Source organism: Streptomyces sp. NBC_01775, assembly GCF_035917675.1.
Lineage (GTDB): Bacteria > Actinomycetota > Actinomycetes > Streptomycetales > Streptomycetaceae > Streptomyces.
In genome coordinates, this window is the sequence record NZ_CP109104.1 from 8,541,131 (window position 1) to 8,566,480 (window position 25,350).

The 25,350-nt window shown below is 72.4% G+C and carries 22 protein-coding genes; 14 read left to right on the forward strand and 8 right to left on the reverse strand.

Features of this window, described 5'->3' with window-relative positions:
• Positions 1–255: 255 nt before the first annotated feature.
• Together OHB04_RS37740 and OHB04_RS37745 are read left to right on the forward strand one after the other, a co-directional pair.
• Positions 256–1,431 (forward strand): acyl-CoA dehydrogenase family protein, encoded by a 1,176-nt coding sequence (locus OHB04_RS37740; RefSeq protein ID WP_326692133.1) that lies wholly within the window; start codon positions 256–258, stop codon positions 1,429–1,431.
• Between the two features lie 437 nt (positions 1,432–1,868).
• On the forward strand, positions 1,869–2,807 hold the full coding sequence (locus OHB04_RS37745; protein WP_326692134.1) for an endonuclease/exonuclease/phosphatase family protein: 939 nt from the start codon (positions 1,869–1,871) through the stop codon (positions 2,805–2,807).
• 589 nt (positions 2,808–3,396) lie between these two features.
• Here OHB04_RS37745 and OHB04_RS37750 read toward each other — a convergent pair.
• Positions 3,397–4,002: a hypothetical protein gene (locus tag OHB04_RS37750; protein WP_326809591.1), complete on the reverse strand. Its 606-nt coding sequence runs from the start codon at positions 4,000–4,002 to the stop codon at positions 3,397–3,399.
• Positions 4,003–4,440: 438 nt separating this feature from the next.
• The gene (locus OHB04_RS37755; protein WP_326809220.1) at positions 4,441–5,496 is read right to left on the reverse strand and encodes a Gfo/Idh/MocA family protein; all 1,056 of its coding nucleotides are present in this window, start codon (positions 5,494–5,496) and stop codon (positions 4,441–4,443) included.
• A gap of 319 nt (positions 5,497–5,815) precedes the next feature.
• Here OHB04_RS37755 and OHB04_RS37760 point away from each other — a divergent pair, with 319 nt between their 5' ends.
• A complete protein-coding gene (locus OHB04_RS37760) occupies positions 5,816–6,991 on the forward strand; it encodes a hypothetical protein (protein ID WP_326809221.1) in 1,176 nt (391 codons plus the stop codon).
• The gene (locus tag OHB04_RS37765) at positions 6,988–8,103 is read left to right on the forward strand and encodes a phosphotransferase family protein (RefSeq protein ID WP_326809222.1); all 1,116 of its coding nucleotides are present in this window, start codon (positions 6,988–6,990) and stop codon (positions 8,101–8,103) included. The genes OHB04_RS37760 and OHB04_RS37765 overlap by 4 nt, the downstream gene beginning before the upstream one ends.
• A gap of 199 nt (positions 8,104–8,302) precedes the next feature.
• Here OHB04_RS37765 and OHB04_RS37770 read toward each other — a convergent pair whose 3' ends face one another.
• The gene (locus tag OHB04_RS37770) at positions 8,303–8,704 is read right to left on the reverse strand and encodes a hypothetical protein (protein ID WP_326809592.1); all 402 of its coding nucleotides are present in this window, start codon (positions 8,702–8,704) and stop codon (positions 8,303–8,305) included.
• A gap of 301 nt (positions 8,705–9,005) precedes the next feature.
• On the opposite strand from OHB04_RS37770, the gene OHB04_RS37775 reads away from it, so the two are divergent.
• The 5 genes from OHB04_RS37775 to fxsA all read left to right on the forward strand — a co-directional run bounded on the left by OHB04_RS37775 (position 9,006) and on the right by fxsA (position 14,987).
• Positions 9,006–9,446 carry an Lrp/AsnC family transcriptional regulator gene (locus OHB04_RS37775; protein WP_326692139.1) on the forward strand — a complete coding sequence of 147 codons (441 nt, stop codon included), beginning with the start codon at positions 9,006–9,008 and terminating at the stop codon, positions 9,444–9,446.
• Positions 9,447–9,515: 69 nt separating this feature from the next.
• A complete protein-coding gene (locus OHB04_RS37780; RefSeq protein ID WP_326692140.1) occupies positions 9,516–11,162 on the forward strand; it encodes an amidohydrolase in 1,647 nt (548 codons plus the stop codon).
• Between the two features lie 598 nt (positions 11,163–11,760).
• Positions 11,761–13,563, forward strand: coding sequence for an apolipoprotein N-acyltransferase (gene lnt / locus OHB04_RS37785; RefSeq protein ID WP_326692141.1), 1,803 nt, complete (start codon positions 11,761–11,763; stop codon positions 13,561–13,563).
• Positions 13,560–14,327: a polyprenol monophosphomannose synthase gene (locus tag OHB04_RS37790; protein ID WP_326692142.1), complete on the forward strand. Its 768-nt coding sequence runs from the start codon at positions 13,560–13,562 to the stop codon at positions 14,325–14,327. The genes lnt and OHB04_RS37790 overlap by 4 nt, the downstream gene beginning before the upstream one ends.
• An 18-nt stretch (positions 14,328–14,345) precedes the next feature.
• On the forward strand, positions 14,346–14,987 hold the full coding sequence (gene fxsA, locus OHB04_RS37795) for an FxsA family membrane protein (RefSeq protein ID WP_326809223.1): 642 nt from the start codon (positions 14,346–14,348) through the stop codon (positions 14,985–14,987).
• Positions 14,988–15,166: 179 nt separating this feature from the next.
• Here the strand turns inward: fxsA and OHB04_RS37800 are convergent, their stop codons facing one another.
• The gene (locus OHB04_RS37800; RefSeq protein WP_326692144.1) at positions 15,167–15,556 is read right to left on the reverse strand and encodes an RNA polymerase-binding protein RbpA; all 390 of its coding nucleotides are present in this window, start codon (positions 15,554–15,556) and stop codon (positions 15,167–15,169) included.
• Positions 15,557–15,873: 317 nt separating this feature from the next.
• Positions 15,874–17,274, reverse strand: a complete 1,401-nt coding sequence (locus OHB04_RS37805) for an MFS transporter (RefSeq protein WP_326809224.1) — start codon at positions 17,272–17,274, stop codon at positions 15,874–15,876.
• Between the two features lie 195 nt (positions 17,275–17,469).
• On the opposite strand from OHB04_RS37805, the gene OHB04_RS37810 reads away from it, so the two are divergent.
• Positions 17,470–18,315, forward strand: a complete 846-nt coding sequence (locus OHB04_RS37810; protein WP_326809225.1) for an alpha/beta fold hydrolase — start codon at positions 17,470–17,472, stop codon at positions 18,313–18,315.
• 41 nt (positions 18,316–18,356) lie between these two features.
• Here the strand turns inward: OHB04_RS37810 and OHB04_RS37815 are convergent, their stop codons facing one another.
• Together OHB04_RS37815 and yczE are read right to left on the reverse strand one after the other, a co-directional pair.
• Complete coding sequence (locus OHB04_RS37815; protein WP_326692147.1) at positions 18,357–19,175, reverse strand: glycerophosphodiester phosphodiesterase; 819 nt, start codon at positions 19,173–19,175, stop codon at positions 18,357–18,359.
• Entirely contained in the window at positions 19,172–19,843 is a 672-nt protein-coding gene (gene yczE / locus OHB04_RS37820) for a membrane protein YczE (protein WP_326809226.1), read from the reverse strand. The genes OHB04_RS37815 and yczE overlap by 4 nt, the downstream gene beginning before the upstream one ends.
• Before the next feature lie 124 nt (positions 19,844–19,967).
• Between yczE and yczR the strand changes: the two genes are divergently transcribed.
• The 4 genes from yczR (at position 19,968) to OHB04_RS37840 (ending at position 24,446) form a co-directional block, all read left to right on the forward strand.
• Positions 19,968–21,587, forward strand: coding sequence for a MocR-like transcription factor YczR (gene yczR / locus OHB04_RS37825; RefSeq protein ID WP_326809227.1), 1,620 nt, complete (start codon positions 19,968–19,970; stop codon positions 21,585–21,587).
• 280 nt (positions 21,588–21,867) lie between these two features.
• The gene (locus tag OHB04_RS37830; protein ID WP_326692150.1) at positions 21,868–22,146 is read left to right on the forward strand and encodes a polyprenyl synthetase; all 279 of its coding nucleotides are present in this window, start codon (positions 21,868–21,870) and stop codon (positions 22,144–22,146) included.
• Positions 22,136–23,191, forward strand: coding sequence for a polyprenyl synthetase family protein (locus OHB04_RS37835; RefSeq protein ID WP_326809228.1), 1,056 nt, complete (start codon positions 22,136–22,138; stop codon positions 23,189–23,191). The genes OHB04_RS37830 and OHB04_RS37835 overlap by 11 nt, the downstream gene beginning before the upstream one ends.
• A gap of 94 nt (positions 23,192–23,285) precedes the next feature.
• On the forward strand, positions 23,286–24,446 hold the full coding sequence (locus tag OHB04_RS37840; RefSeq protein WP_326809229.1) for an oxygenase MpaB family protein: 1,161 nt from the start codon (positions 23,286–23,288) through the stop codon (positions 24,444–24,446).
• A 184-nt stretch (positions 24,447–24,630) separates the two neighbouring features.
• Here OHB04_RS37840 and OHB04_RS37845 read toward each other — a convergent pair whose 3' ends face one another.
• The gene (locus OHB04_RS37845; RefSeq protein ID WP_326809230.1) at positions 24,631–25,311 is read right to left on the reverse strand and encodes a TetR/AcrR family transcriptional regulator; all 681 of its coding nucleotides are present in this window, start codon (positions 25,309–25,311) and stop codon (positions 24,631–24,633) included.
• Positions 25,312–25,350 lie beyond the last annotated feature (39 nt).

Consider the following 25,350-nt stretch of genomic DNA (forward strand, 5'->3'; position numbering starts at 1 on the left):
GCCCGTCAATGGTTCGGACCAATTGCCGTACGGGCGGCTCCGATCCGGCGCGGGTCACACACGTGCGCCGGTGACGTGCGTCGCCCGATCGGGCATACTCCAACTCGCCGCAGCCGCTGGTCAGCCGCCCTCGTAACCCGAGGGGGCAGTATCACGGCACAGTGGCATCCCGGCCCCGCCCCGCGGGTCCGTGTCCACGGCACGGCACCACACCCAGGCGCCGTCGCCGCAGTTCCTGACGAAGGAGAGCGCACCATGCCGGAGTACGGTCCGCGGCCGGTGGAGCGTGAGATGCCCACCGAGGAAGCACGCGATCTGCTGGCACTCGTACGCGACCTGGTGCAGCGCGAGGTCAAGCCCGGGGCTGCCGAAGGTGAGCGGACCGGCACCTTCCCCCGCGAGACCTTCGCTCTCTTGTCCAGGTCCGGGCTGCTCGGCCTGCCCTACCCCGAGGAGTACGGCGGTGGAGGGCAGCCCCACGAGGTCTACCTCCAGATCCTGGAGGAGCTGGCCGCCGCCCGGCTCACCGTCGGCCTCGGCATCAGCGTCCACTCCCTCGCCTGCCACGGCCTCGCCCACTTCGGTACCAAGGAACAGCGCGCCGAGCACCTTCCGGCCATGCTCGGCGGCGAACTGCTGGGCGCCTACTGCCTGTCCGAGCCCTCGTCCGGCTCCGACGCGGCGGCGCTGCGCACCCGCGCCCTGCGCGACGGCGATCACTGGCTGCTGACCGGCACCAAGGCGTGGATCACCCACGCGGGCATCGCCGACTTCTACACCGTGCTCGCCCGCACCGGGGAGGACGGCTCCCGCGGCATCACGGCGTTCCTCGTCCCCGGCGACGCGGAAGGACTCAGCGCGGCCCCGCCCGAGCGCAAGATGGGGCTCAACGGCTCGCCCACGGCGCAGCTCCACCTGGACGGGGTACGCGTGCCCGACGCGCGGCGGGTGGGGGAGGAAGGCCAGGGGTTCTCCGTCGCCCTCTCCTCCCTCGACTGCGGACGACTCGGCATCGCGGCCTGCGCCATCGGCGTCGCACAGTCGGCAATGGACGAGGCCCTCGCCTACATGGCGGGCCGCGAGCAATTCGGCCGCCCCATCGCCGACTTCCAGGGGCTGCGCTTCATGCTGGCCGACATGGGCACCCAGATCGAGGCCGGCCGCGCCCTCTACCTCGCGGCGGCACGACGGCACGACGCGGGCCTGTCCTTCTCACGGCAGGCCGCCATGGCGAAGCTGTTCTGCACCGACGCCGCGATGCGCGTCACCACCGACGCCGTGCAACTGCTGGGCGGATACGGCTACACCGCGGACTTCTCCGTCGAGCGTTCCATGCGCGAGGCCAAGGTCCTCCAGATCGTCGAGGGCACCAACCAGATCCAGCGCATGGTCATCGCCCGCCACCTCGCCGGGCCGGAGAGCACCCGCTGACGAGAGCGGACGGGCGGGCACCGGCCCCGGCCGGCCGGGCCGGACGGACCGTCCGCTCGGCCGCCCGGCCATCGTTGGACGCCTGCCCGTCCGGCTGCCCTCGTCAGACGGACACCGGCTCCCCTCCCGCCTGTTCCACGTCCCGCGCAGGCGAACGATCCGCCGACCGGGCGGCGCCCCGGCACTCAGCCCTCCCCGGCAGCCCCCGAGCAGTCCTCCCCGTCGGTAGCCCGCCGCCGGTATCCCGCCCCGTGACGGGGCCGGTCCTCGGCGCCACTTCCGTCACTGATGCTGCGCCCCTCACCGTCGCAACGCCCGTCACCGGCGCCGCGCCACCGCCCGTTCCCGGTCCGTACGCGCACGGGCCACTTCCCCCTCACCGGCCCGTCTGAGACTCTCCCCGAGACCCACCGCGACCACTGCTCACGGAGGCCCCCATGCCCGCATCCCGCTTCTCCCGCCGACGCGGTATCCGCACGGCCGCCGCCGCTGCCCTCGCGCTGCCCCTCGCCGCGCGGGCCGCCACAGCCCAGGCGGCGGCCCCGGTCGCCGGTCGGGACGCGCGCGGTGAGGAGGCGGGCGGGGAGCGGGAAAGCGACGCGCTGCGCGTCATGACGTTCAACCTCCGCTATGCCTCGGACACCCCGCCGCACAGCTGGCCCGAGCGCCGCCCCGTCACCCGCGCCCTCCTGCGCCGCGAGCGCCCGCAGCTGATCGGCACTCAGGAAGGGTTGTACGCGCAGCTCAAGGACATCGCGGCCGATCTGGGCAGACCTCGCTACGACTGGATCGGCACCGGGCGCGCGGGCGGCAGCCGTGACGAGTTCATGGCCGTCTTCTACGACACCCAGCGGCTGCTTCCGATGGAATACGACCACTTCTGGCTCTCCGATCAGCCCGGACTGATCGGTTCGGCGACCTGGGGCAACACCGTGATCCGGATGGTCACTTGGGTGCGCTTCCGGGACCTGCGCACCGGTGGGGAGCTCTACCACCTCAACACGCACCTCGACCACCAGAGCCAGCCCTCACGGGACCGCTCGGCGGCCCTCATCGGCGAACGCCTGTCCGCACTCGACACCGCGCTCCCGCGCCTGGTGACTGGCGACTTCAACGTTCCCGCACACGGCAACCCCGTCTACGACACGCTCCTCGCCAAGGGAAAGCTCACCGACACCTGGGACACCGCCGAGCGGCGCGGCAAGCAGTACGCCACCTTCCACGGCTACAAACCGCTGGTCCCCGACGGCGACCGCATCGACTGGATCCTCGCCTCACCCGGAGTCCGCGTCCGCCGCGCGTCGATGAACACCTACGCCAAGGACGGGCAATACCCGAGCGACCACCTCCCCGTCCAGGCGCTCGTCGAGCTGTGAGCCCCGGCCGGGAGTCAGAACCCGCCGCCTCCGCCCCCGCCGCCGCACGAGGACCCGCCCCCGCCGCCGCACGAGGACCCGCCTCCGCCGCCGCACGAGGCTCCGCCCCCGCTGTCGCTGTCCCCGCTCTCGCCGGCCGTCCATGCCTGCCCGGTGAACCCGCCACTCGCGCCCCCGCGCCTGTACTTGCGCGTTTTGCGGTTGGGCGGTCTGCTCCACATCCGGATGCAAAACATGACCAGCAGAAAGATTCCCCCGAACACCAGCCACGCGACCATGCGCCCCCCCTGGCTCGCCGCTGCTGCCCTCCCCTTGCCCCGGGCCGTACAGGAGAAACGGCGGCCGGCTGAAGGGAGACCAAAGAGAGACGTGGCCAACCGGACGCCTCACCCGGGAGACGGCCCGACAACGGAGATCCTGGCAGCGCCGACGAGTCCAGAGCCCGCGCAGGGGCGGGCTCTGCCCGAGCTCACGCGGGTCGAGCGACTCCCGTCCGATGCCCGGGCGGGGCGACGGCCCCCGCCCGGGAGCCAGGCGGAGAGAGGCCCGATCCCCAAGTGTCCCTCCGCGGCGCGCGCGGCCGAAGCGCCTACGCGCCTGCCGCTTCGCGCACCTCGTCGACCACCTTCGAGCTGAGCGCCGCCCGGATCAGGCCGGCCGCCAGCGAGGCCAGCTCGTCCTTCTTGACGAGCTCTGCCAGCTTCTCCGGCGACTCGGGAAGCCCCAGTTTTCCCGCCCCCTGGAGTGCCTTGGGGTCCAGGTACGGCTGGAACTCGGGCCACACCGCCTGCGCCTCCCGCAGGAAGATCGAAATCCCCACCGGACCGAGCCCCGGCATCTCGCGCAGCGCCGCCTCGGGGTCGTCCCGCTCGCGCAGTTTGCGCAGGTCGCCGCCGTACTTCTCCTTCAACAGCCCGGCTCCCTCGCCGAGTTGGGTGGCGGTGCGCTCGTCGTAGCGGCGGTAGCCGCCCTCGCCGAGCGCGTCCACCCGCTGCTGCCAGGTCGCTTCCCCCATCCGCCGCGCGTCCCGCATCCCGGCGTCCGAGAGCGCGCGCGAGCTGGCGACGGCGATGTCCGCGCGGATACGCGCGCTCAGCAGCAGCGAGAGCACCAGAAGGCGGTAGAGCGGGGAGGGGGTGTTACGCAGGGTGATACCCGCTTCCTCCGCGTAGGTCTGTCCGTGGTGCTTCAGCAGCTCCCGTACGAGCGCGGCGTGGCGCTGGCGCTGACCGTCGGAGGAACGGCTGCCCGTGCGGCTGCCCGTGCCCTGACGGTTCTTGCTCGCGCCGGCCTTGCGTCCGGCGCTCGCACCTGCGCCGCGCGTCGGGCGTGTACTGCTCGTCGGGCGCGTACTGCGCGTCGGCCGTGCGCTGCTCGTCCGGCGCTTGCCGCTCGTCCCGCTCTTGGTGCTGGTCCTGCTCCTGGTGCTCGTGGTTGCCATGGCCCTCTCCTCGACGTTCTTGGGTCCTCGGCGTACAGGGCGTACTCGGCACCCGGGTCCCCATCCGCACGGGATCTACGCGGGCCTCGCGGATCTTCCGGCCGACGTGCTTTCACAAGCGAACGACCCGCCCGTCCGCAGGTCACAAGAGCAGGAGCGACGCCGCGCCACCCACCCGGTCACCCGCGCGGCTCACCACCCGGCCACGTCCGGCACCGCCACCGGACGCGAGCCCTCCGCCAGCGAGTGCGCTCCGGCGACGCCGACCAGGGAGGCCGCGACCGCGGCGCGTACCGGCACCCGCGGCGGCGCCCCCTCGGTCACCGTGCGCCAGAACGCCTCCACCACCCGCGCGGTGCCTGCCTCCATCGGATCCACGGCCTCGCCGTACAGCTGTAGGGACTCCGGGACGCGCACCTCGTCGCGCAGCGAACCACCATGCGCCCAGGGCTCGTTGCGCAGCCGCACCGACCACGCGTCCCGGCCCGGCGCGCGCAGCGACTCCGCGAGCCCCTCGGTGCCGCGCACCGACAGCCACGACCAGTGGCTGTCCGGCTCGCCCTGGAGGAACGTCTGCCGTGTGAGGGCGAGGGCGCCCGTCGACAGCCGGGTGGCCATGACGACCGCCATGGGCCGCTCGCCCGTCCCCACCGGGTGCGCCGTCACCTCCACCGGCCAGGCACCCGTGACGTCCAGGACGGGGGAGAGGGTGTGGGTGCAGTAGGCGGTCGGAGTGATCCGTCCGCGCCAGTGCGCCGGATCGCCCGTCAGCGCGGCCACCGCGGCGGGTGCGAGGCCGTGCACGTAGTCGCACTCGATCAGCTCGACATCGCCGATCTCCCCACCCTCGACCAGCGTGCCGATGGTCCGCACGTGCGGGTGCTCGACGTAGTTCTCGGCGAAGGAGTAGTCGGCCGAGGACTCCCGGGCGGCCTGGACCAGCGCCCTGCCCTCCTCCTCGCTGACGCACGCGGCGCACTCGCTCAGCACGTGAACGCCCCGGCGCAGAAGAGCGATGGCGGGCTCGGCGTGCGCGTCGAAGTCGTTGGCCAGGACGACGGCCGCCACGTCTTCGCCCGCCAGCTCTTCCCAGCGGCGGGCCGTACGGGCAGCGGGGAACTCGGCCGAGGCCGCCGCCAGGAGCTCGGGATCCGGGTCGCACAGCGCCGTCACCTCGAACCCGGCCCGCGCACACCAGCGGGCCAGGAGCAGCCCGCGCCCCAGCCCCGCGATCACCACTTTCGTCATCCGGCTCACCCTGGCCCGAACCCCTGGCAGCGGCAACTCAATTGGGGGCTCCACAGCCGGGGCACCACACCGGCGCGCCCCGCGCCCCGCACCTGTGCGCGTCCCGCTCCCCGCGCGCCCCGCACCCCCGCCACGACTCTGGCCCCGCCGCGCGAGCTGACGTACCGTCAAATACTCCCCACCGGGCCCGCACCCCCGGCCGACGCCCCATCCCCGGGCGCGCCGCACCGCTCCCGCTCCCGCGCAGCTCCCGCTCCCCGCACAGCTCCCGCCCGCCCCGCAAGGCCCGCAGGACCACGCCGACACCGGGAGGCAGACCGTGCCCGACGACCGCCCGATCCCCCTCGACGAGTACCCCGTACACCAGGTGCCGCTCTCGATGCGGCACGTCGCCACCGGCGACCGCAACGCCTACGACCGCTGCATCTTCCACGTCTTCGACCACGCGGGCAGCGCCCTGCTGATCACCGGCCTCGGGGTCTACCCGAACACCGGAGTGACCGACGCCTACGCCACCTTGCGCACCGGCGACCGTATCCTCGCCGTCCGCGCCTCCGACGCGCTCGGCGAGGACCGTACCCGGATGGAGACCGGACCGCTGAGCATCACCGTGGAAGAGCCCTTGCGCCGCTTCCGCCTGCGCTGTGCCGCCGACCCCGAGGACCCCGACGGGCTCTCCTTCGACCTCACCTGGAGCGCGGACTTCCCCGCCCTGTGGGAGCCGCACCACACCCAGCGCAAGGGAGACCGCCTCATCCTGGAGGCCCGTCGCTTCGTCCAGGCAGGCAGCGTCACCGGCACCCTGTGGGCCCGGGGCGAGGCGAGAGTGCTCAGCGCGGGGGAGTGGACGGGCACCCGCGACCGCAGCTGGGGCAACCGCCCCATACCCGGCGAGGAGGCGGGCCGGGCGGGCGACGAACACCCGACCGAGGGCTTCCACTGGCTCTGGTGTCCCGTCCGCTTCGAGGACCGCTTCGTCATGGTGCTCCTCCAGGAGGACGCCGACGGCTTCCGTACCCTCAACGACGCCGTCGAGGTCCGCGAAGGCCACCGCGACCGCCAACTCGGCTGGCCACAGGCCGACATCACCTACCGCCCCGGCACCCGCACCCCCGAAAGCGCCGTCGTCCACCTGACGGGCCCGGCCCGCAAACCCCTCGAACTGCACGCGCGGACCCTCCTTTCCTCACCGCTGGCCATCGGCGCCGGATATCCGCCCGCCGACGACTGGCAGCACGGCACCTGGCGGGGCCGTGAGTGGAGCGACCGCCGCGTCTACGACCTGTCCGAGCCCTCCGCGCACCCCCTCGCCGCCTACGGCGTCACCGACCACTCTGCCCGCTTCACCCTTGAGGGCCGCACCGGATACGGGCTGTTCGAGCACGGTTCCTTCGGGCGTCACGACCCCAGCGGCTTCACCGGATTCGACTCCGTCGCGCCCCCGCTCCCGCCTGCGCCCCGGCACACGCCCGACGACCGGCAGGACCGGCCATGACCGCCTCCGAGTCCCGCCCCCGTACCACCACCCGCGACCCGGCCGAGCTCGTCCGCCGGATCGACGCCTGGCTCGACACCCGGCTGCCGGGCGCGCGTGCCGTCGATCCCGTGCTGCCCGAGAGCAACGGCATGTCCAGCGAGACCGTCCTCTTCCGCCTCAACCACCCACGCGCGCCTGTGACCGGCTGCGCACTGCGCCTGGCCGCCGACCCCGCCGCCTACACCGTCTTCCCGCGCTACGACATGGCCCGGCAGTACCGCACCCTGCGCCTGATCGCCGAGCACACCGACGTGCCCGTCCCGCGCACGCTCTGGCTGGAGGAGGACGAGGCGCCGCTGGGCGCGCCGTTCTTCGTCATGGAGCGCGTCGAGGGCAGGGTCCCGCCCGACGTCATGCCCTACACCTACGAGGGCAACTGGCTGTGCGCGGCGTCCGACGACGAGCGCGCCCGCCTCCAGCAGGAGACCGTCTCGCTGCTGGCCCGCCTCCACGACCAGGCACCCGTCCGGCGTGCCGGTTTCCTCGGGACGCGGGGCCCCGGCACCCCGCTGCGCCGCCATGTGGCGGCGCAGCGGGCCTACTACGAGTGGGTCGTCCAGGGGCGGGCCCGCTCACCCGTCATCGAGCGCGGCTTCGCGTGGCTGGAGGCCAACTGGCCCGCTGACGAAGGCGGAACGGTGCTCAGCTGGGGCGACGCCCGCATCGGGAACATCGTCTTCCAGGGGTTCGTCCCCGTGGCCGTCCTCGACTGGGAGATGGCCGCGCTCGGCCCCCGCGAACTCGACCTGGCCTGGGCGGTCTACCTGCACCGCTTCTTCCAGGACCTGACCGAATCCACCGGGCAGCCGGGGCTTCCCGCGCTGCTGCGCCGCCCCGACGTCGAGCGGCGCTACACCGAACTGACGGGCCACACCCCGCGGTACATGGACTTCCACACGCTCTACGCGGCGCTGCGGCACGCCGTGGTGATGCTCCGCGTCGCCTACCGGCGCGTCCATTTCCACGAGGCGGCCGTTCCCGAGGATCCGGACGACCTGATCATGCACCGCGCCACTTTGGAGGCCATGCTCGAAGGCGACTACTGGCCCCGGGTGCTGAGCGGGGCGTGAGCCCCACAGGGGCGCGAGGAACCGCGCGCCCAGCTTGGGGGTACCTCCCTGCTCGAAGAGCTTGGGGGAGCGCCCGCAGTCTGCAATGCACAGGCACGGGCAGCCCCTACTCAGCACCAGGAAAGAGGGCAACGCAAAGATCCGTCGGACAGGCCGTAGCGGCTGCTCCGGCTGCTCGGCTGACGGGCCCCGGGGCCCGTCAGCGGTGACTCTGGCTGATCACCTGCATCGGCCGGGAGTCGGGGCGGCCGGCGTGGGAGAACGGCTGGGTGCGCCAGTCCAATCCCTCGGGCAGGGTCAGCAGTTCGGCGATGCCGCGCTCCCGGGCGGCGCCGTCCGTGGGGGCGGCCTCGCGTACCGGGCGCCCCGCTCCCTGACACATCGTCAAGCCGAAGGGGTCCCACTTCGAGGCGCACAGCGCGTGCTCCGGCAGCTTCTCCTCCAGTGCCAGCATGGCGATCGCCTGCCCGCAGTCCGGGCAGATGACGCGGTAGCTCTCATAGGTTTCCTCGTCATCGGGGACCGGCCCCTCGACGCCTTCGTGACTGCTTCGCGCCGAGGCCGCTGCCGCGTCCTGGCGAACAGCATTGACCGACTTCATCGTGCGCATGGATTTCCCCCTCGGGTGAACCGGCCGGGCTGGGCTTCCGGCCACAGCAAGCACTTCCCGTCGTGTCTCTTCCGTAATCTCGACGCTCGGGAGGACACGGAAGCACGAGTGTGTCCTTGGTCACATACGTGTGTCTCCGTGTCACCGGCGCAGCGCCCGCCCACCATGGCGCGCCCCGCCCCCTGGTCCGGGCGTCCCACAGGACGGCGGGTCACGAGGCAGGGCACCCCACGGTCCCCGGAGGGCGCGGACAGTGTGCCGGAGTGCTACAAGCACAGTACGGTGATCCGCTGTGGAGGAACTGGACCGACAGATCGTGGAACTGCTCGTCAAGGACGGGCGGATGAGCTACACCGACCTGGGCAAGGCCACCGGCCTGTCCACCTCGGCCGTGCACCAGCGGGTACGCCGCCTCGAACAGCGCGGTGTCATCCGCGGCTACGCGGCCCTGGTCGACCCGGAGGCCGTGGGCCTTCCGATGACCGCGTTCATCTCCGTCAAACCCTTCGACCCCAGCGCTCCCGACGACATCGCCGACCGGCTCGCCGACGTGCCCGAGATCGAGGCGTGCCACAGCGTCGCGGGTGACGAGAACTACATCCTCAAGGTGCGGGTGGCCACACCCATCGAGCTGGAGCACCTTCTGGCCCGCATCCGCACCCTCTCCGGCGTGTCCACCCGCACCACGGTGGTCCTCTCCACCCCGTACGAGGCCCGCCCGCCCCGCATCTGACCGGCCGTCCGCGCGCCTCGCCGCGCACCCCGGGGCCCACCTGCCCCGCGGGAGCGGGAGACTGTCCCCATGAGCGACAGCACAGCCTCCTCCCGGACCGGACCCCGCACTCTCCTGCTGCGCGGCGGCGAGGTCCACAGCCCGGCCGACCCCTTCGCGACCGCGATGGTCGTGGAGGGCGGCAGCATCGCCTGGATCGGCTCGGAGGGGGCCGCCGACTCCTTCGCCGACGGTGTGGACGAGACCGTGCACCTCGACGGCGCGCTCGTGACCCCCGCCTTCACCGATGCCCACGTGCACACCACGGCGACCGGGCTCGCGCTCACCGGACTCGACCTGTCCGGCGCCGCCACCCTCCCCGAGGCTCTCGACCGGATCCGCGCCCACGCCGAGGCCGGGCCCCACGACCGGGTCCTGCTCGGCACCGGCTGGGACGCCGGTGCCTGGCCCGAGCAGCGCCACCCCAGCCGCGCCGAACTCGACGAGGCGGCCGACGGCAGGCCCCTCTACCTCACCCGCGTCGATGTGCACTCGGCGCTGGCCACCACCGCCCTGCTCGACCTCGTCCCCGGGATCACCACCCGCGAGGGCTACTCGCCGGACGCACCGCTGACCGGTGACGCGCACCATGCGGTCCGCGAGGCGGCGCACGCCACCCTCACGCCCCGCCAGCGGGCCGAAGCGCAGCGTGCCGCGCTCGCGCACGCCGCCTCCCTGGGCATCGGCGCTCTCCACGAGTGCGCGGGCCCCGACATCTCCAGCGAGGAGGACCTGCTCGCTCTCTTCGCGCTGGCCGCCGAAGAGCCGGGCCCGCGCGTGTTCGGATACTGGGCCGAACTCGTCACCTCAGCAAAGGAAGCGGCCCGCGTCCGGGAACTGGGTGCCCTGGGCGCCGCGGGCGACCTGTTCGCCGACGGCTCCCTCGGCTCCCACACGGCACACCTGTGCGCGCCGTACGCGGACGCGCCGGACACCACCGGCAGCGCCCACCTGGACGCCGGGGCCGTCGCCGCACACGTCGCCGCCTGCACCGAGGCGGGCCTCCAAGCCGGTTTCCACGCCATCGGCGACGCCGCGGTCCAGGCCGTCACCGAAGGCACCCGCGCGGCGGCCGAGCGCGTAGGCCTCGCCCGCGTCCGTGCGGCGCGACACCGCGTCGAGCACGCCGAGATGCTGACCGCGCGCACCGTCTCCGACTTCGCCGAACTCGCCCTCACCGCCTCCGTCCAGCCCGCCTTCGACGCGGCCTGGGGCGGCGAACACGGCATGTACGCGCGCCGCCTCGGCGCCGAGCGCGCCGCCGGACTCAACCCGTACGCGGACCTCCTGCGCGCGGGCGTCCCCCTCGCGCTCGGCTCCGACAGTCCCGTCACCCCCCTCGGCCCCTGGGAGACCGTCAGGGCCGCCGCCTTCCACCGCACCCCTCGCCACCGGATCTCCGTACGCGGCGCGTTCACCGCGCACACCCGGGGCGGCTGGCGCGCCATCGGCCAGGACGGCGCCGGGGTCCTGGCCCCCGGCGCCCCGGCCGACTACGCGCTCTGGCGCACCGGGCCCCTCATCGTCCAGACCCCCGACACCCGCGTCGCCAACTGGTCGACCGACTCGCGCTCGGGCACCCCGGGACTGCCCGATCTGACGCCGGGGACCCAAGTCCCGGTCTGTCTGCGGACGGTGATCGGCGGACAAGCGGTCTACGCACGGCCGGACGAGTGATGTAGACGAAGGTGATACGGCCGAACGAGACCCCCTCGGCCTGTCGCCGGAGCGCCACCCCCTCCGCACTGACCTGCTGATTTGCCGAAACACCCCAGGCCACCGGGCTGTTGACAAAAAACCGCCGTGGCCGGGTAGGTTCGGCCGCGTCCACCACAGGACGTCCGACCGGGGAACTTCCGCGCAGTCGTCGAACGCCGCTGGGCCACGGGGTGGTGTGCCGCACCGGCGCACCACCACTGGGAGCCAGGTCCAGCGCCCGCGGCACGGGGGCGGAAGCTGTCGGCTGGTCGGCGGGTGTGACCCGGGACGGGGCCCGGACGCTCAGTAGACAACGGCTTTCGGACGATCCGCAGCCAGCGGGTCCCAGGTCGGACCGAAGGGCGCCGGGCCCCGATCCGCAGATCCCAGGGGTCCCGAGGACACGGACCTGATCGAGGCAGACCCGATCGAGGCAGACCCGATCAATACGGTCGCTAAGCGCGCCACCAGGCACTTCCCTCGCTTTCCACAGCTTTACGATCCCGCGCTCCGCCATGCCCCCCGCGCGTTGTACGGTCACTGCACTACCGCACGACCTGCAAGGAAGGCTGCGACCTTGGCACCGGGCCCCGATACCACCTCCGCTTCCGCCCCGGGCGGACCCCGGGAGCGGAAGGCGGCTGCCGCCGCGCCCCCCAGCGCGCCGGACAGTTCAGCGCGCCCGGAAGAGCCGGACGGCGCGGCGCCACCGGAAGAGCCGGCGGACGGGAACGTTCCACCAGGAGGCGGGCGCCCCACCCGCAGGCGGCGGCTGGCCGCGCTCGCACGGCGCGAGGCACCCCGTACGGCGCTGGCCGTGCTCAGCGGGCTGGCGCTCGCGCTGGCCTTCCCCCCGTACGGGGTCTGGCCGTTGTCCCTTGTCGCGGTCGTGGCCTTCAGCCTGCTGGTGCGCGGCCGTACGGCCCGCCAGGGCGCCTGGAGCGGATTCGCCTTCGGCCTGCCCTTCTTCCTCTTCCTGTTGAAGTGGCTGCACGTCGTCGGATGGGACGCGACCATCGGACTGGCCTTCATCCAGGCCCTGTTCGTGGCCCTGCTCGGCGCCGCCTTCGCCGTCGCCACCCGGCTGCCCGCCTGGCCGCTGTGGGGCGCCTGCCTGTGGGTCACCGAGGAATTCCTGCGCGACCGGCTCCCCTTCGGCGGTTTCCCCTGGGGACGGCTCGCCTTCGCCAACAGCGGCTCTCCCTATACGCCGCTCGCCGCGCTCGGGGGCGCGCCGCTGGTCACCTTCGCCGTGGCGCTGACGGGCACGCTGCTCGCCGCCGTGGCGCTGGCCGCCTGGCGCCTGCGCGCCGAGTCCGCCGCCCGCACCCGGCGGGCCTACGGCACGGCAGCGGGAGCGCTCGTGCTGGCCGCCGCCGTCACCGCCGCAGGGTTCGCCGTGCCCGTCCCCACCAAGGCGGACGACAACGTGCGCATCGCGGTCGTCCAGGGCAACGTCTCCAAGCCCGGCATGGACTTCCTGGGCCGCCCCATGAAGATCCTCAACAACCACGTCAAGGCAACCCTCGACCTGGCCGAGCGCGTCAAGCAGGGCAAGGAGCCCAAGCCCGACCTCGTGATCTGGCCGGAGAACGCCTCGGACCTCGACCCCTACAAGTGGCCGGAGGCGGGCCGCCGTATCGACGAGGCCGTCAAGGCCGTCGGCGTTCCCGTGCTGGTCGGCGCCCTCGTCGACCACCCGACCAAGGAGGGCTATGTCGAGAACCAGGGCATCGTCTGGGACCCCAAGAAGGGCCCCGGAGCCTCCTACACCAAGCAGCATCCGGTGCCGTTCGGCGAGTACGTCCCCTTCCGCAAGCAGCTCAGCAAGGTCATCACGCGCCTCCAGCAGGTCCCCAGGGACTTCTACCCCGGTGAACACACCGGCGTCCTCCAGACCGGCCCGGCCCGCCTCGGTGACGTGATCTGCTTCGAGGTGGCCTACGACGAGATCCCCAGGGACACGGTGCGCGACGGCGCCCGCGCGCTGGTCGTCCAGACCAACAACGCCACGTACGGCAGGACGGGCCAGCCAGAGCAGCAGCTGGTGATGTCCAAGCTCCGCGCCGTCGAGCACGGCCGCGCCGTGGTCACGGCGGCGACGAGCGGCATCAGCGCCGTCGTCGCGCCCGACGGCACCGTTGAACAGCGTACGGACGAGTTCACCCGGGACGTCCTCACCGCCGACCTGCCGCTGCGTGACGGTCTCACCGTCGCGGACCGCGTGGGTGCCGTGCCCGAGCAGGTGATCGCTATCGTGGGCGTGCTCGCCTGCGCGGGGGCCTGGATCCTCGGCCGCAGGCGGCGCGCAGCCGGCTCACAGGAGCCCGGCACGGGGCAGCAAGACCGACCAGCACGACCGGAGGGGCAGCACCAGTGAAGGACGGCGGAAAGCGGCGCTACGAACCGCTCGGCACGGCCTTGGTCATCATTCCGACCTACAACGAGGCCGACAACATCAAGCCCGTCGTCTCCCGGGTGCGTGCCGCCGTGCCCGCAGCGCACATCCTCGTCGCCGACGACAACAGCCCCGACGGCACCGGCAAGATCGCCGATGAGCTGTCGGGGGAGGACGAGCAGGTCCACGTCCTGCACCGCAAGGGCAAGGAGGGCCTCGGCGCCGCCTATTTGGCGGGCTTCCGCTGGGGCATCGACAACGGCTACGGCGTGCTCGTCGAGATGGACGCCGACGGCTCCCACCCGCCCGAGGAACTGCCCCGGCTGCTCACCGCGCTGGCCGGCGCCGACCTGGTCATCGGCTCACGCTGGGTGCCCGGCGGGAGAATCGTCAACTGGCCCAAGTCGCGCGAGTTCCTCTCGCGGGGTGCCAGCACCTACTCCCGGTTCCTCCTGGACGTCTCCGTGCGGGATGTGACAGCGGGCTTCCGCGCCTTCCGCAAGGAGACGCTGGAGGGCATCGACATGGACACCATCGCCTCCCAGGGCTACTGCTTCCAGGTCGACCTCACCCGCCGCACCGTCCACGCCGGATACCACGTGGTGGAGGTTCCCATCACCTTCGTGGAGCGCGAGCGAGGCGACTCGAAGATGAGCCGCGACATCATGGCCGAGGCGCTGTGGCGCATCGCGGCCTGGGGCCTTGAGGACCGCGTGAAGAAGGTCCGCGGACGCCGTCAGACCTGAGCCAGGCACACTTGAGGCATGACGACGCGCGCACCTTTCCCTTACGAGCCCTCCGGCCAGGAGCCGGGCGACGGCACCGGTGGCCCCGGAGGGCCGGGACAGGGCCCCGAGGGGCCGAGGCGCCGCTCCAAGGGCCGTACGCTGTTGCCGCTGGGCGTCGCAGCCTGGGTGGTGCTGGAGATCTGGCTGCTCACGCTGCTCGCGGACGCGGCTGGTGGGCTGATCGTGCTCATCGTGCTCGTCGCGGGCTTCCTGATCGGCTCCGCGGTGATCAAGCGGGCGGGGCGCAGGGCCTGGCGGAATCTCGCGGAGTCCGTCCAGCGCGCGCAGGAGCAGGCCGGCGGCGGTGAACCCCGGCCGGAGGCCGAGGGTCGTGCCGGGCGCGGCAGCGGCATGGCGATGCTCGGCGGTCTGCTGATCATGATCCCGGGCCTCGTCTCCGACGCCGCGGGGCTGCTGTGCCTCTTCCCGCCCACGGCGAAGCTGCTGCGCGGCAGCACCAAGCGCTATCTGGAACGTCGCAGCGACTTCGAGCCGGGCTCTCTCGGCGATGCCTACCAGCAGGCGCGCGGCGCCGAGGAGCAGGTCCGTATTCACCGCCCGGACGGCAAGGTCGTCCAGGGCGAGGTCGTCCGGGACGACGAGCAGGGCCGGGACTGACGCCACTGACAGAGCCGGGGCTGACAGGGTCGCCGCTGACCAGGGGCCCTGCCGGCCCGATCGGCCGGCTGCCCCCGCGCCGCTCGCGGCACCCCGCGCACAACGCAGCGAGAGGGCCTCAGACCACACACGTGGTCTCAGGCCCTCTCGCTGTTCTCACTCGGCGCGAGGCCGCCGGGTCAGGCGGACTTGCGCTTGCTCCCGCCGCTGTCGTCTCGAGGATGCACCGCGATGTTCATCGTGCCGGAACGCAGCACCGCGAGCCGCTCCGCGAGGACCTCTTCGAGCTCCTCACGGGTGCGCCGCTCCATGAGCATGTCCCAGTGCGTACGTGCGGGCTTGCCCTTCTTCTCCTCCGGACCCTCGCCGTCGACCAGGAGTGCCTGTGCGCCGCACACCTTGCACTCCCACTCGGATGGAATCTCGGCCTCTACCGAGAACGGCATCTCGAATCGATGTCCGTTCTGGCATGCGTACTCCACGGCCTGGCGCGGGGCCAGGTCGATGCCGCGGTCGGTCTCGTAGCTGGTCACCACGAGTCGCGTGCCGCGAAGAGCTCGCTCACTCATGAATTCGTGCCTCCCGGGCTGGTCGCCCACAGGACAGGTGTCGCTGTCGTCGTCATCCGGTCAACGTCCGGTCGGCGGTGAAGATTCCCGTATCGGGACATGCGCCCACCCGTTTACCCATCGTCACCCCTGAGGGTGCCGCTGTGCGCCGCTGCCTTCTCTGTATTCCGCCGCTTCGTTGAATCTGCGGTACCCCCCGGTGACCGGTTTGTCACAACTGACAGGAGATGTCACCCACTGTTCGCATCTCTTTAGCGTGCAGTAACGGTCCATCCGGTGAGCCAAACGCGTACACTACCGGCCCGGCGCGCGGAGGTCTAAATCCGGCCCGGCGCCACGTTGCCCACGGCGGCTGTCGCTCGTCCTATGGGTACCCGCGCAAGCAGGGCGAAACCGAGTACGAAGAAGGCCACGAGCGACAAGATCGCGTACCGGTAATCACCCGTGAGCTGGTACGTCAGCCCGAACAGCAGCGGTCCCAGCCAGCTCGTGCCCCGGTCGCTCACCTCGTACAGCGCGAAATACTCCGCCTCCTTGCCCGCCGGCACCAGCTGGGAGAACAGGGAGCGGGAGAGTGCCTGGCTGCCGCCCAGCACCAGGCCGATCCCCGCGGCGAGCGCGTAGAACCACACCGGCTCCCCGGGCGGCAGGAAGTACGCGGCACTCACCGCCACCGTCCAGGCCGCCAGCGAACCCAGGATGGTCCGTTTGGCGCCGAAGCGGGCCGCGAGCCTGCCCAGGAGCAGCGCACCCGCCACCGCGAGCAGCTGCACCAGCAAGATTGCCCCGATCAGCGTCGTCTGCTCCAGGCCGAGCGACTCGGAGCCGTAGACCGAGGCCTGGGTGATCACCGTCTGGATGCCGTCGTTGTAGAGCAGGTACGCCAGCAGGAACAGCAGCGTCAGCGGATAGCGGCGCAGCTCCCGCAGCGTGCCCCTCAGCTGCTTGAACCCCTCACCCAGCGCGGTGCGCCCGGGCGGGCCGTGCGTGCCCGACGCCGGGCGCTCGCGCAGCCGCAGCAGCGGGACGATCGTGAAGGCCCCCCACCACAGGCCGGCCGAGGCCAGGCATATTCGTACCCCCGTCGACTGGCTGACGCCCAGCGACTCGTGGCCCAGGAAGAGCCCGAGGTTCACCACCAGTACCAGCGCCCCCGAGGCGTAGCCGAACGCCCAGCCGCGCGAGGAGACCGCGTCCCGCTCCTCGGGCGGGGCTATCTGGGGCAAGAAGGCGTGGTAGAGCACCACCGAGACGGCGAAGGACACGTTCGCCACCACCAGCAGCAGGCCGCCGAGCAGATAGCGCTCGCCGTCCAGGAAGAACATCCCCGTCGTCGCGCCGGCGCCCAGGTAGGCGGCGGCTCCCAGCAGTGGCTTCTTGCGGCCCGTGCGGTCGGCGACCGCCGCCGCCAGCGGCATCACCAGCACCGACAGCAACACCGAGGCCGAGACCGCGTACGGGAAGAACGAGCCGGCGCGTACCGGGATGCCGAGCGGATGCACATAGCCGTCCGCGTCGGCCGCCGCCTTGGTGACCTCGGTCAGATACGGGCCGAGGAACACCGTGAGCACGCTCGTGGAGAAGACCGAGTTCGCCCAGTCGTAGAAGTACCAGCCGCGCTGCTCGCGCCGTCGCTCCCGAAGTGCGGCGGAGTCCCCGGTCCCGGCGTCCTCCGCTTCGGCACCCTCCTCCGGTGCTTCCTGTGTGCTCGTGCCCATCCCCGGTCCTCCCCGTTCCGCCCGGAACGATCTTCGAAATCGTTCCGGGGGAGACTACAGCGCGTGCCCGTGTCACAGGGGAAAGCCGTGGCGTCTCGGCCTGCGGCACGGCATGCCGGCCCGCTCGGCCCCGCCGAGTGGTAGGCGCGCCGCCACCCGTCCCGTCAACTCCCGCAGCGAAGGAGCCCGTTCGCCATGCCCCCTTTCCGTGACCCGCTGGCCGGCACCGAGGCCGAGCACTACCGCATCGCCACCGTCGCCGGGCGTCGCGTCGCCTACCTGGACTCGGGCGGAACGGGGCCCGTACTGCTCGCCCTGCACGGGCACTTCGGGCGCGGCACCATCTTCACCCCGCTCGCCCGGGCCCTCGCCGGCCGCTACCGGGTCATCGCGCCCGACCAGCGCGCACACGGCCTCTCGGCCCCCGCCGTCGACCTGCGCCCGGAGGCCTACGCGGACGAGGCCGCCGGGCTGCTGGAGGCCCTCGGTATCCCGCGCGCCGCCGTGCTCGGTCACTCCATGGGCGGCGTTGTCGCCTTCGTCCTGGCGGCCCGCGCTCCCGAGCGGGTGGCGGCGCTGCTCGTCGCCGACATGACGGTGCTCAACCAGGAGCCGGAGGCCCACCCCGTCCTCGACTGCTCCGGCTGGCCGCGCCGCGCCCCCAGCCGGGAGGCGCTGGGCGCCGCCATCGAGGAGCACGGCATCCCGGACGCGGGCTACTTCCTGGACAGCGCCGCGGAGTTCGCGGACGGCTGGGGCCTGCTCTTCGACACCGACGCCATGATGGCCTCGCAGCGCGCCTTCGAGGGCGATCTGACCGCGTACTGGCTCGCCTCCCGGCAGCCGGCACTGCTGCTGCGCGCCGAACACAGCTTCATGCTCACCCCGCCCACCGCGCTCCGGATGGTCCAGGGGCGCCCGCACACCGAACTGGTCGAACTCGCCGGCTGCGGCCACTGGCTCTACGCCGACGACCCGGCGGGCTTCGCCGACGCGGTCGGCGGCTACCTGGATCGCACCCTGGAGGGCGGCACAGGGTGAGTCGGGTGCTCGCCGTGAAGGGCTCTCGCGCGGTACCCGCGTCAGTTCTGCGGCCAGGCGCCCCGCCGCTCGAACACCTCGCGCAGCATCTCCAGGCGGTCCGTGATGATCCCGTCCACCCCCAGGTCCAGCAGCGCCTCGGCACGCGCGCGCTCGTTCACCGTCCACACGTGCACCTGGAGGCCGCGCGTGTGCGCCGCCCGCACGAAGGACCGGTCCACCACCCGGACCCTGCCGTGCCGCTCGGGCACCTGTGCGCAGCCGGCGCCCGGCGGCAGCCGCCAGGGGAGGCCGAAGGCCCGCATGCGCAGGCCCAGCACGCCGCCGGTGCCGAGGGAGGTCAGCAGCCGGGGTCCGGCCAGCGCTCGTGCGCGGCGCACCCGGCGCTCGTCGAAGGAGCCCACGCACACCCGCGCCCAGGCGTCCTCGGCCGCCACCAGGTCCAGCAGAGGCACGAGCGCGGCCTCCGCCTTCACATCCACGTTCCAGCGCGCCTGCGGGAAGCCGCGCAGCAGGTCCGCGAAGAGGGGTACGGGCTCGCTCCCCGCGACGCGTGCCCTGCTGACCTCGGCCCAGGACAGGCGGGCCAGCGGGCCGCTGCCGTCGGTCGCCCGGTCCAGCGTCGCGTCGTGGAAGGCGACCAGGGCGCCGTCCGCCGTCGCGTGCACGTCGGTCTCCATGTAGCGGTAGCCCAGGCGCGCCGCGCGGGCGAACGCCGCGCAGGTGTTCTCCGGGGGACGGCTGCCCGCTCCCTCTTCCGGCGCGCCGCCCCGGTGGGCGAAGGCCAGCGGGGCCGGGTGCGCCAGGAAGGGGTGGAGCGAGGCGGGGGAGGGGCGCTCGTTCGGCCGTACGTTCGTCACCGCCGCAGTATCGCGCGGCGCGCCGGGCCGCGCGCCACCACCCGCGAGTCGTCGTCCTCGGCCGGGACGGTGAAGAACCGGAGGAAGAACTGGGACAGGGGGCCGATGGCCAGCGCGTACAGGACGGTGCCCGCGCCCGCCGAGCCGCCCAGCAGCATGCCGGTGGCCAGGACGGTCAGCTCGATGCCGGTCCGCACCAGCCGGATGGACCTGCCGGTCACCTTGTGGAGGCCGGTCATCAGGCCGTCCCTGGGGCCGGGGCCGAAGCGGGCCGTGATGTAGAGGCCCGTCGCCAGGCCGTTGAGTACCACGGCGGCCACCAGCAGGGGAATGCGCAGGGCCAGCGCCCGCAGCTCGGGCAGGAGCCACAAGGTGGCATCCATCGAGAGGCCGACCAGGAACACGTTGGAGACGGTGCCCAGGCCGGGGCGCTGCCGCATCGGCCACCACAGGAGCAGTACGGCGGCACCCGCGATGATCGAAACCGTACCGATCGAGAGCCCCGTGAGCTTCGAGACGCCCTGGTGGAAGACGTCCCACGGATCCAGCCCCAGCCCCGCGCCCACCATCAGGCCCGCGCTCGCTCCATAGAGCAGCAGACCCACGTACAGCTGCACCAGCCGGCGGACCAGGTGACTGCCGGAACCACTCGGGCCGGAACCACTCAATCCAGAACCCCTCAAGCCGGACAAAGAACTACCCCTCTCTCGTGCCACTCCCTTGACTCATGGCATCCTGTGGGCAGGAAGCAGGCCACTTCTACGGCCAATCCAGGGAAGGTGGACTGACCAGATGGCGCAGTGGAACTCCGCAGTAGGCGCTCCCCAGCTCGCGCGGCTCCTCAGCTCTCAACACCCTGGCCGGCGCGGGCAGGACGGCCGTGCGCACTACGGCCGCGGACTCGACGGCGAGGCCGCCGCGCAGGCCGCCGACGGCGGTCGGTCCGCCGCGGTTCCTACCGCGCGCAAGGTGCCCGCCTACCGTTCCCTGGCCGATGGCCTGCGCCTCCTCGTCCTCGAAGGGCGTATCCCCGTGGCGACCAGGCTGCCCGCCGAGCGCGAGCTGGCCGCGGCGCTCCACGTCAGCCGCACCACTGTCGCGGCTGCCTTCGAGGCGCTGCGCGCCGACGGCTTCCTGGAGTCCCGCCGGGGCTCCGGGAGCTGGACCGCCGTGCCCGCGGGCAAGCCACTGCCCACCCGTGGCCTCGACCCGCTTCCGCCGGACAGCGAGGGCACCGTCATCGACCTGGGCTGTGCCGCGCTCCCCGCGCCCGAACCGCACCTCACCCAGGCGTTCCAGGGCGCACTGGCCGCGCTGCCGCCCTACGCCCACACCCATGGCGACTACCCCGCCGGGCTGCCCGTCCTGCGTCAGGCACTCGCCGACCGCTACACCGAGCGCGGTGTGCCGACGATGCCGCAGCAGATCATGGTCACCACCGGTGCCATGGGCGGCGTCGGCGCCCTCGCCCGGATGCTCGCCCCGCACGGGGAGCGCATCGCTGTCGAACACCCCTCCTACGCCAATGTGCTCCAGCTGTTGCGTGAGACGGGCGCTCGCCTGGTGCCCGTCCCCATGGCGGACCGGCTCGCGGGCTGGGACCTGCCCGCCTGGCACCGCACGCTGCGCGAGGCGGCGCCCCGGCTCGCCTACGTCGTCGCAGACTTCCACAACCCCACCGGCGCCCTGGCCGGGGCCGAGCAGCGCCGTGAACTCGTGGCGGCGGCCCGCGACTCGGGCACCATCCTGATCGCCGACGAGACCATGGCCGACCTCCCGATGGGCCCGCCCGGCTCGACGCGAGCCCTCAGCACCGACGCGCCGGAGTGCCAACTTCCGCCCCCGATGGCCTCGTTCGACACCGGCGGCTCCACCGTCATCACCGTCGGTTCGGTCAGCAAGTCCATCTGGGCCGGCCTGCGCATCGGCTGGGTGCGGGCGGCGCCCGAGGTGATCCGCAGTCTCACCGCGGCCCGCGCCTACGCCGATCTGGGCAGCCCCGTGCTCGAACAGCTCGCCGTCACCGAACTGCTGACCGGCGACGGCTGGGAGCAGGCGGTCACCCTGCGCCGGGCCCGCGCGCGGGAGAACCGCGAGGCGCTCACCGCGGCGCTGCGCGCCCAGCTGCCCGACTGGGAGTTCACCGTCCCGCACGGCGGCCTCACCCTGTGGGTGCGCACCGGCGGGCTGTCCGGCTCGCGGATCGCCGAGGCGGGCGAACGCGTCGGGGTGCGCGTGCCTTCCGGGCCGCGCTTCGGGGTCGACGGGGCCTTCGAGGGCTTCGTACGGCTCCCGTTCACCATCACCGAGCCGCTTGCCAGGGAGGCCGCGGCCCGCCTCGCCGCCGCCGCCGACCTGGTGCGTTCCGGTGCCCCCGCGCTCTCGGACGTGCCGCGCTCGTACGTGGCCTGAGCCCGCGTCGTCGCGCTCTCGGACGTGCGGTGCCGCTACGTCACTTGAGGCCGCGTCCATAGTGCCGTGACCGGGCGAAGCTTGCCGGGAGGGGCACCGGGGGTGCGCGCGGCGGGCGCCGCGTGCGGTGCGAGGACGCCACCCGTTTCCACCCGCACGGTCGAGCGATGTGATCACTCAATCGTGAGTTCTCCGCCTCTCCCGCCCGGTGTGACGCGATGCTCGGCAGGACGGCGAGTGACCGGCACAGCCTGGATGTGCAGCGGGTGGGGGAGATGGCATGACGCAAGAAGCGGGACGACGAGGGGGCGTGGACGGCCAGGCGCTGCTGCTGGCGGCCGGGCTGGCCGATCTGGCGGTGAGCACGCTGGGTTCGGCCCTGGGGACGGTGCGGGGGATGCTGCGCCGCTCGGACGCCGCGCAGCTGGCGGCGGAGGCCGAGCAGGACCTCATGGCGCGTGGGCGCCTGGTGCTGGACCGGTACGCGGCCGTGCCCCCGGCCCATTTGGAGATCCTCGCCCGGCACGCCCTGGCTCGGAAGACCGCCGATGACATCTGACCGGTGGGAGCCGGCCGCCTTCAAGGCCCGCGTCGATGAGGTACTGCGCCGGTTCGTCGCCCAGCAGGCCGACGAGTTCGCGGCGATCGATCCGAGCCTGGGCGCCGTGGCCGAGCAGCTGGAGGCAGCGGTCGCGGACGGCAAGCGGCTGCGGGCGGCGTTCTGCTACTGGGGATGGCGTGCGGTGGGACAGCCGGACAACGACGCACTGTTGCGGGCGGCGGCCTCCATCGAGCTGGTCCACGCCGCCGCGGTCGTGCACGACGACCTCATCGACGACAGCCCGCTGCGGCACGGGCGCCCTACCGCACATGTCACCCTGCGTGGTGCCGTAGGGCGCCGCCCAGGCGCCGACGCCGCCGGGAGGTCGCTGGCGATGCTGGTCGGGGACCTGCTGATGGCGCTGGCCGGGCAGCTGTTCGCCACCAGCGGTGTGCCCGCCGCGTATCTCGTCCGGGCCCGCCCACTGTGGTCGGTGATGGCCCGCGAGCTGATCGCGGGCGAGTGCCTGGAGATCCTGCATACCGGAGCCGGCCCGGATACCGAGACGTCGCTGAAGGTGATCCGGTACAAGACCGCCAAGTACACCGCCGAGCAGCCCCTGCTGATCGGCGGCGCCCTGGCCGGGGCGGGCGCGCGCCTGCGCGAGGGCTACTCCGCGTACGGCCTGCCGCTGGGCGAGGCGTTCCAGCTTCGGGACGACCTGCTCGGCCTGTTCGGAGATCCGGAACGCACCGGCAAGGCCAGTGCCGACGATGTGCGCGGCCAGCGGCCCACGGCGCTGCTGGCAGAGACGTGGCACCTCGCCGGCGACAGCGAGCGGGAGCTGCTGCACGCCCTGCTGGGCCGAGGTGACCTGGACACGAAGGGGCTGGACGCAGTGCGCGGGATGATGCGCCGGCTCAAGGCGCCCGACCGCATCGAGGACATGATCGGGGCACGGGTCGAGGAGGCCCTCGATGCCCTCCACCAGCTGGAAGTACCAGCGCACGCCACCGCTGCCCTGACCGCGCTGGCGCATTCGGCGGCGGTCCGCCTGTTCTGACCCTCGCACCGGGGCGGCGCAAGCCCGTGCCGCCCCGGGCAGCCCGCCCTCCCCCCTGTCGTGGACGAAACCGTGGAAGACCAGGAGCCCTGCCATGACCTACACCGAGGCATCGATGGACGCCCTGCGGCAGGCCGGTGACGAGTTCGCCGACGCCACCGTCGCCGCTCTCTTCGAACGCGGGGAGGTGGGCGCCTTCAACGCGCTGATGCGCTACGTCTCCACCGCCGGAGCTCCCCTGCCGGACGGGCTGCCCGATGTCGCGCGCGAATACCTTGAGGCGACCCGCGTCCCGCCGGCCTGGGTGGACTGGTCGGAGATGGAGAAGGCCCGGCTGTTCTTCACCGACAACAACGTGCACATCTCCACCGCGCTGTCCTTCGCCTCCATGCCCGCCTGCTACCTCGTCCCGCACGTCGCGAAGCTGCTGTCGACCACCCACGGCATGAAGTACCCCTCCAAACGGATGGCGGAGACCGGTCAGTTCACCGTCTACCTGATGCGGCCCGACGCCTTCGAGGCCGGTAGCCGCTTCATCCCCGCCGCTCAGAAGGTCCGCCTCCTGCACGCCTCCATCCGCCACCACCTCAAGAGCGAGAACCGCTGGGACGCCGAAGCCCACGGGAGGCCGATCTGCCAGGAGGACATGATCGGCGGGCAGATGTTCTTCTCCCTGCTCGTGCTGGACAGCCTGCATCGCCTCGGCATCCACATGTCGACCGAAGGCGCGGAAGCCTACTACTACGCGTGGCGCGTCGTCGGTGCCATGCTCGGCGTCGACCAGGCCACCGTCCCCCGGACTCTCGACGAGGCCCGCCGGTTCCTCGACCTGTACATGGTCCGGCACATGGGGCCTTCCGTGGAGGGCACACACCTGACCCGGCAGCTGATCGACCTCTACGAGGAAGTGGTGCCCGGTGACCTCTTCGACCCGATCGTCTCCGCCCTCATCCGCTACCTCATCGGCGACACCTGTGCCGACTGGCTCCACGTGCCGCGCACGCCGTGGGACACCCTCGTAAAGGCCGCTCCCCACCTCCTCGGCGTCCTGGAGACCATCGAGGACCGCTCCCCGCTCGGCGCCTGGGCCCTGGACCGCCTCGGCCACCTCACCACCGTCTTCGAGCTGTCCTCCCTCACCCGCGGACGCGTCATGCACTACGCGATCCCCGACACGCTGAAGAAGGACTACGGCATCTCCAGCGCGGTGTCCCACACCCACCGGTGGACCCCACCAGCCGCCACAATCTCTTGACCCCCACACTCAACCTTCAATGAGAACCCCTCAACCCTCACTGCGACAGGTCAAGCCGTGACGGAGCGCCGCAGGCGGCGTCCGCGCCCTCAAAGGCGCCGCTGACGGGACCGAGTCCGACCGACCGTCGCTCATGCTTGGACCGAGGAGGGACGCGGTCGCCCGACTACTGGTGCTCGCGGGGCTACGACAGCAGGTGGTCGAGGCAGAGGTTCAGCCCGGCCTCCAGATGTTCCGCGGAGCCGGTGGAGAGCAGGACAGTGACACCGCCTTGGACGGTGGCGATCACAGCCGCGGCCGTGCGGTCGGCGTCGAGCGCCGGGTTGGCCTCGCCAGCCGCTTGCGTGGCCTCGATACCGGCTCGGACGCACTCCTGCCACCGCCGCACCAGCTGCGCCGACACGGCCTGCGCGGCCGGGCTGTACCGGCCCACGTCGGCGATCAGCACCCCGAGCGGGCAGTGCAGCCCTTGGTCGCGGTAGCGCTCGACGATGAGGTCGCGCCACGCCTCCCAGGCCGCGCGCGAGGTGAGTTCGCCCAGGTACGGCTGCTGGTCGTCGAAGACGCGCTCGGCTTCAAGTTCGGCGACCGCGGGAAGAAGCTGTTCCCGGCCTTCCGGGATGTAATCGAACATTTGCCCCTTGCCGGTGCTGCTGCGCCGGCACACGTCGTCGAGCGTGGTGGCGTTCGTGCCGCGTTCCCGGATCTCGGCTGCGGCGGCTTCGACATTGCGCAGGCGGGTGACCGCGGCCTTTCGGGCCGAAGCCGACCAGTGGCAAGACGGCGAACGAGACAGCTGGACGGCGCCTGCGACGTGATGCGTGATGTCCTTGGCGAAAACCCGTTGGTGGACCACGGCGACCATTGCTGCTTTTCCGGAGGCCGTGCGAGAGAACGAGGAGGT

Coding starts and splice junctions, on each gene's coding strand:
- OHB04_RS37770 (WP_326809592.1), bottom strand. CDS start 8,704: ATGAAGTCGGTCAATGCTGTTCGCCAGGACGCGGCAGCGGCCTCGGCG.
- OHB04_RS37845 (WP_326809230.1), bottom strand. CDS start 25,311: ATGGTCGCCGTGGTCCACCAACGGGTTTTCGCCAAGGACATCACGCAT.
- OHB04_RS37800 (WP_326692144.1), bottom strand. CDS start 15,556: ATGAGTGAGCGAGCTCTTCGCGGCACGCGACTCGTGGTGACCAGCTAC.
- OHB04_RS37745 (WP_326692134.1), top strand. CDS start 1,869: ATGCCCGCATCCCGCTTCTCCCGCCGACGCGGTATCCGCACGGCCGCC.
- yczR (WP_326809227.1), top strand. CDS start 19,968: ATGGCGCAGTGGAACTCCGCAGTAGGCGCTCCCCAGCTCGCGCGGCTC.
- OHB04_RS37830 (WP_326692150.1), top strand. CDS start 21,868: ATGACGCAAGAAGCGGGACGACGAGGGGGCGTGGACGGCCAGGCGCTG.
- OHB04_RS37835 (WP_326809228.1), top strand. CDS start 22,136: ATGACATCTGACCGGTGGGAGCCGGCCGCCTTCAAGGCCCGCGTCGAT.
- OHB04_RS37740 (WP_326692133.1), top strand. CDS start 256: ATGCCGGAGTACGGTCCGCGGCCGGTGGAGCGTGAGATGCCCACCGAG.
- OHB04_RS37765 (WP_326809222.1), top strand. CDS start 6,988: ATGACCGCCTCCGAGTCCCGCCCCCGTACCACCACCCGCGACCCGGCC.
- OHB04_RS37810 (WP_326809225.1), top strand. CDS start 17,470: ATGCCCCCTTTCCGTGACCCGCTGGCCGGCACCGAGGCCGAGCACTAC.
- OHB04_RS37840 (WP_326809229.1), top strand. CDS start 23,286: ATGACCTACACCGAGGCATCGATGGACGCCCTGCGGCAGGCCGGTGAC.
- OHB04_RS37755 (WP_326809220.1), bottom strand. CDS start 5,496: ATGACGAAAGTGGTGATCGCGGGGCTGGGGCGCGGGCTGCTCCTGGCC.
- OHB04_RS37805 (WP_326809224.1), bottom strand. CDS start 17,274: ATGGGCACGAGCACACAGGAAGCACCGGAGGAGGGTGCCGAAGCGGAG.
- OHB04_RS37780 (WP_326692140.1), top strand. CDS start 9,516: ATGAGCGACAGCACAGCCTCCTCCCGGACCGGACCCCGCACTCTCCTG.
- fxsA (WP_326809223.1), top strand. CDS start 14,346: ATGACGACGCGCGCACCTTTCCCTTACGAGCCCTCCGGCCAGGAGCCG.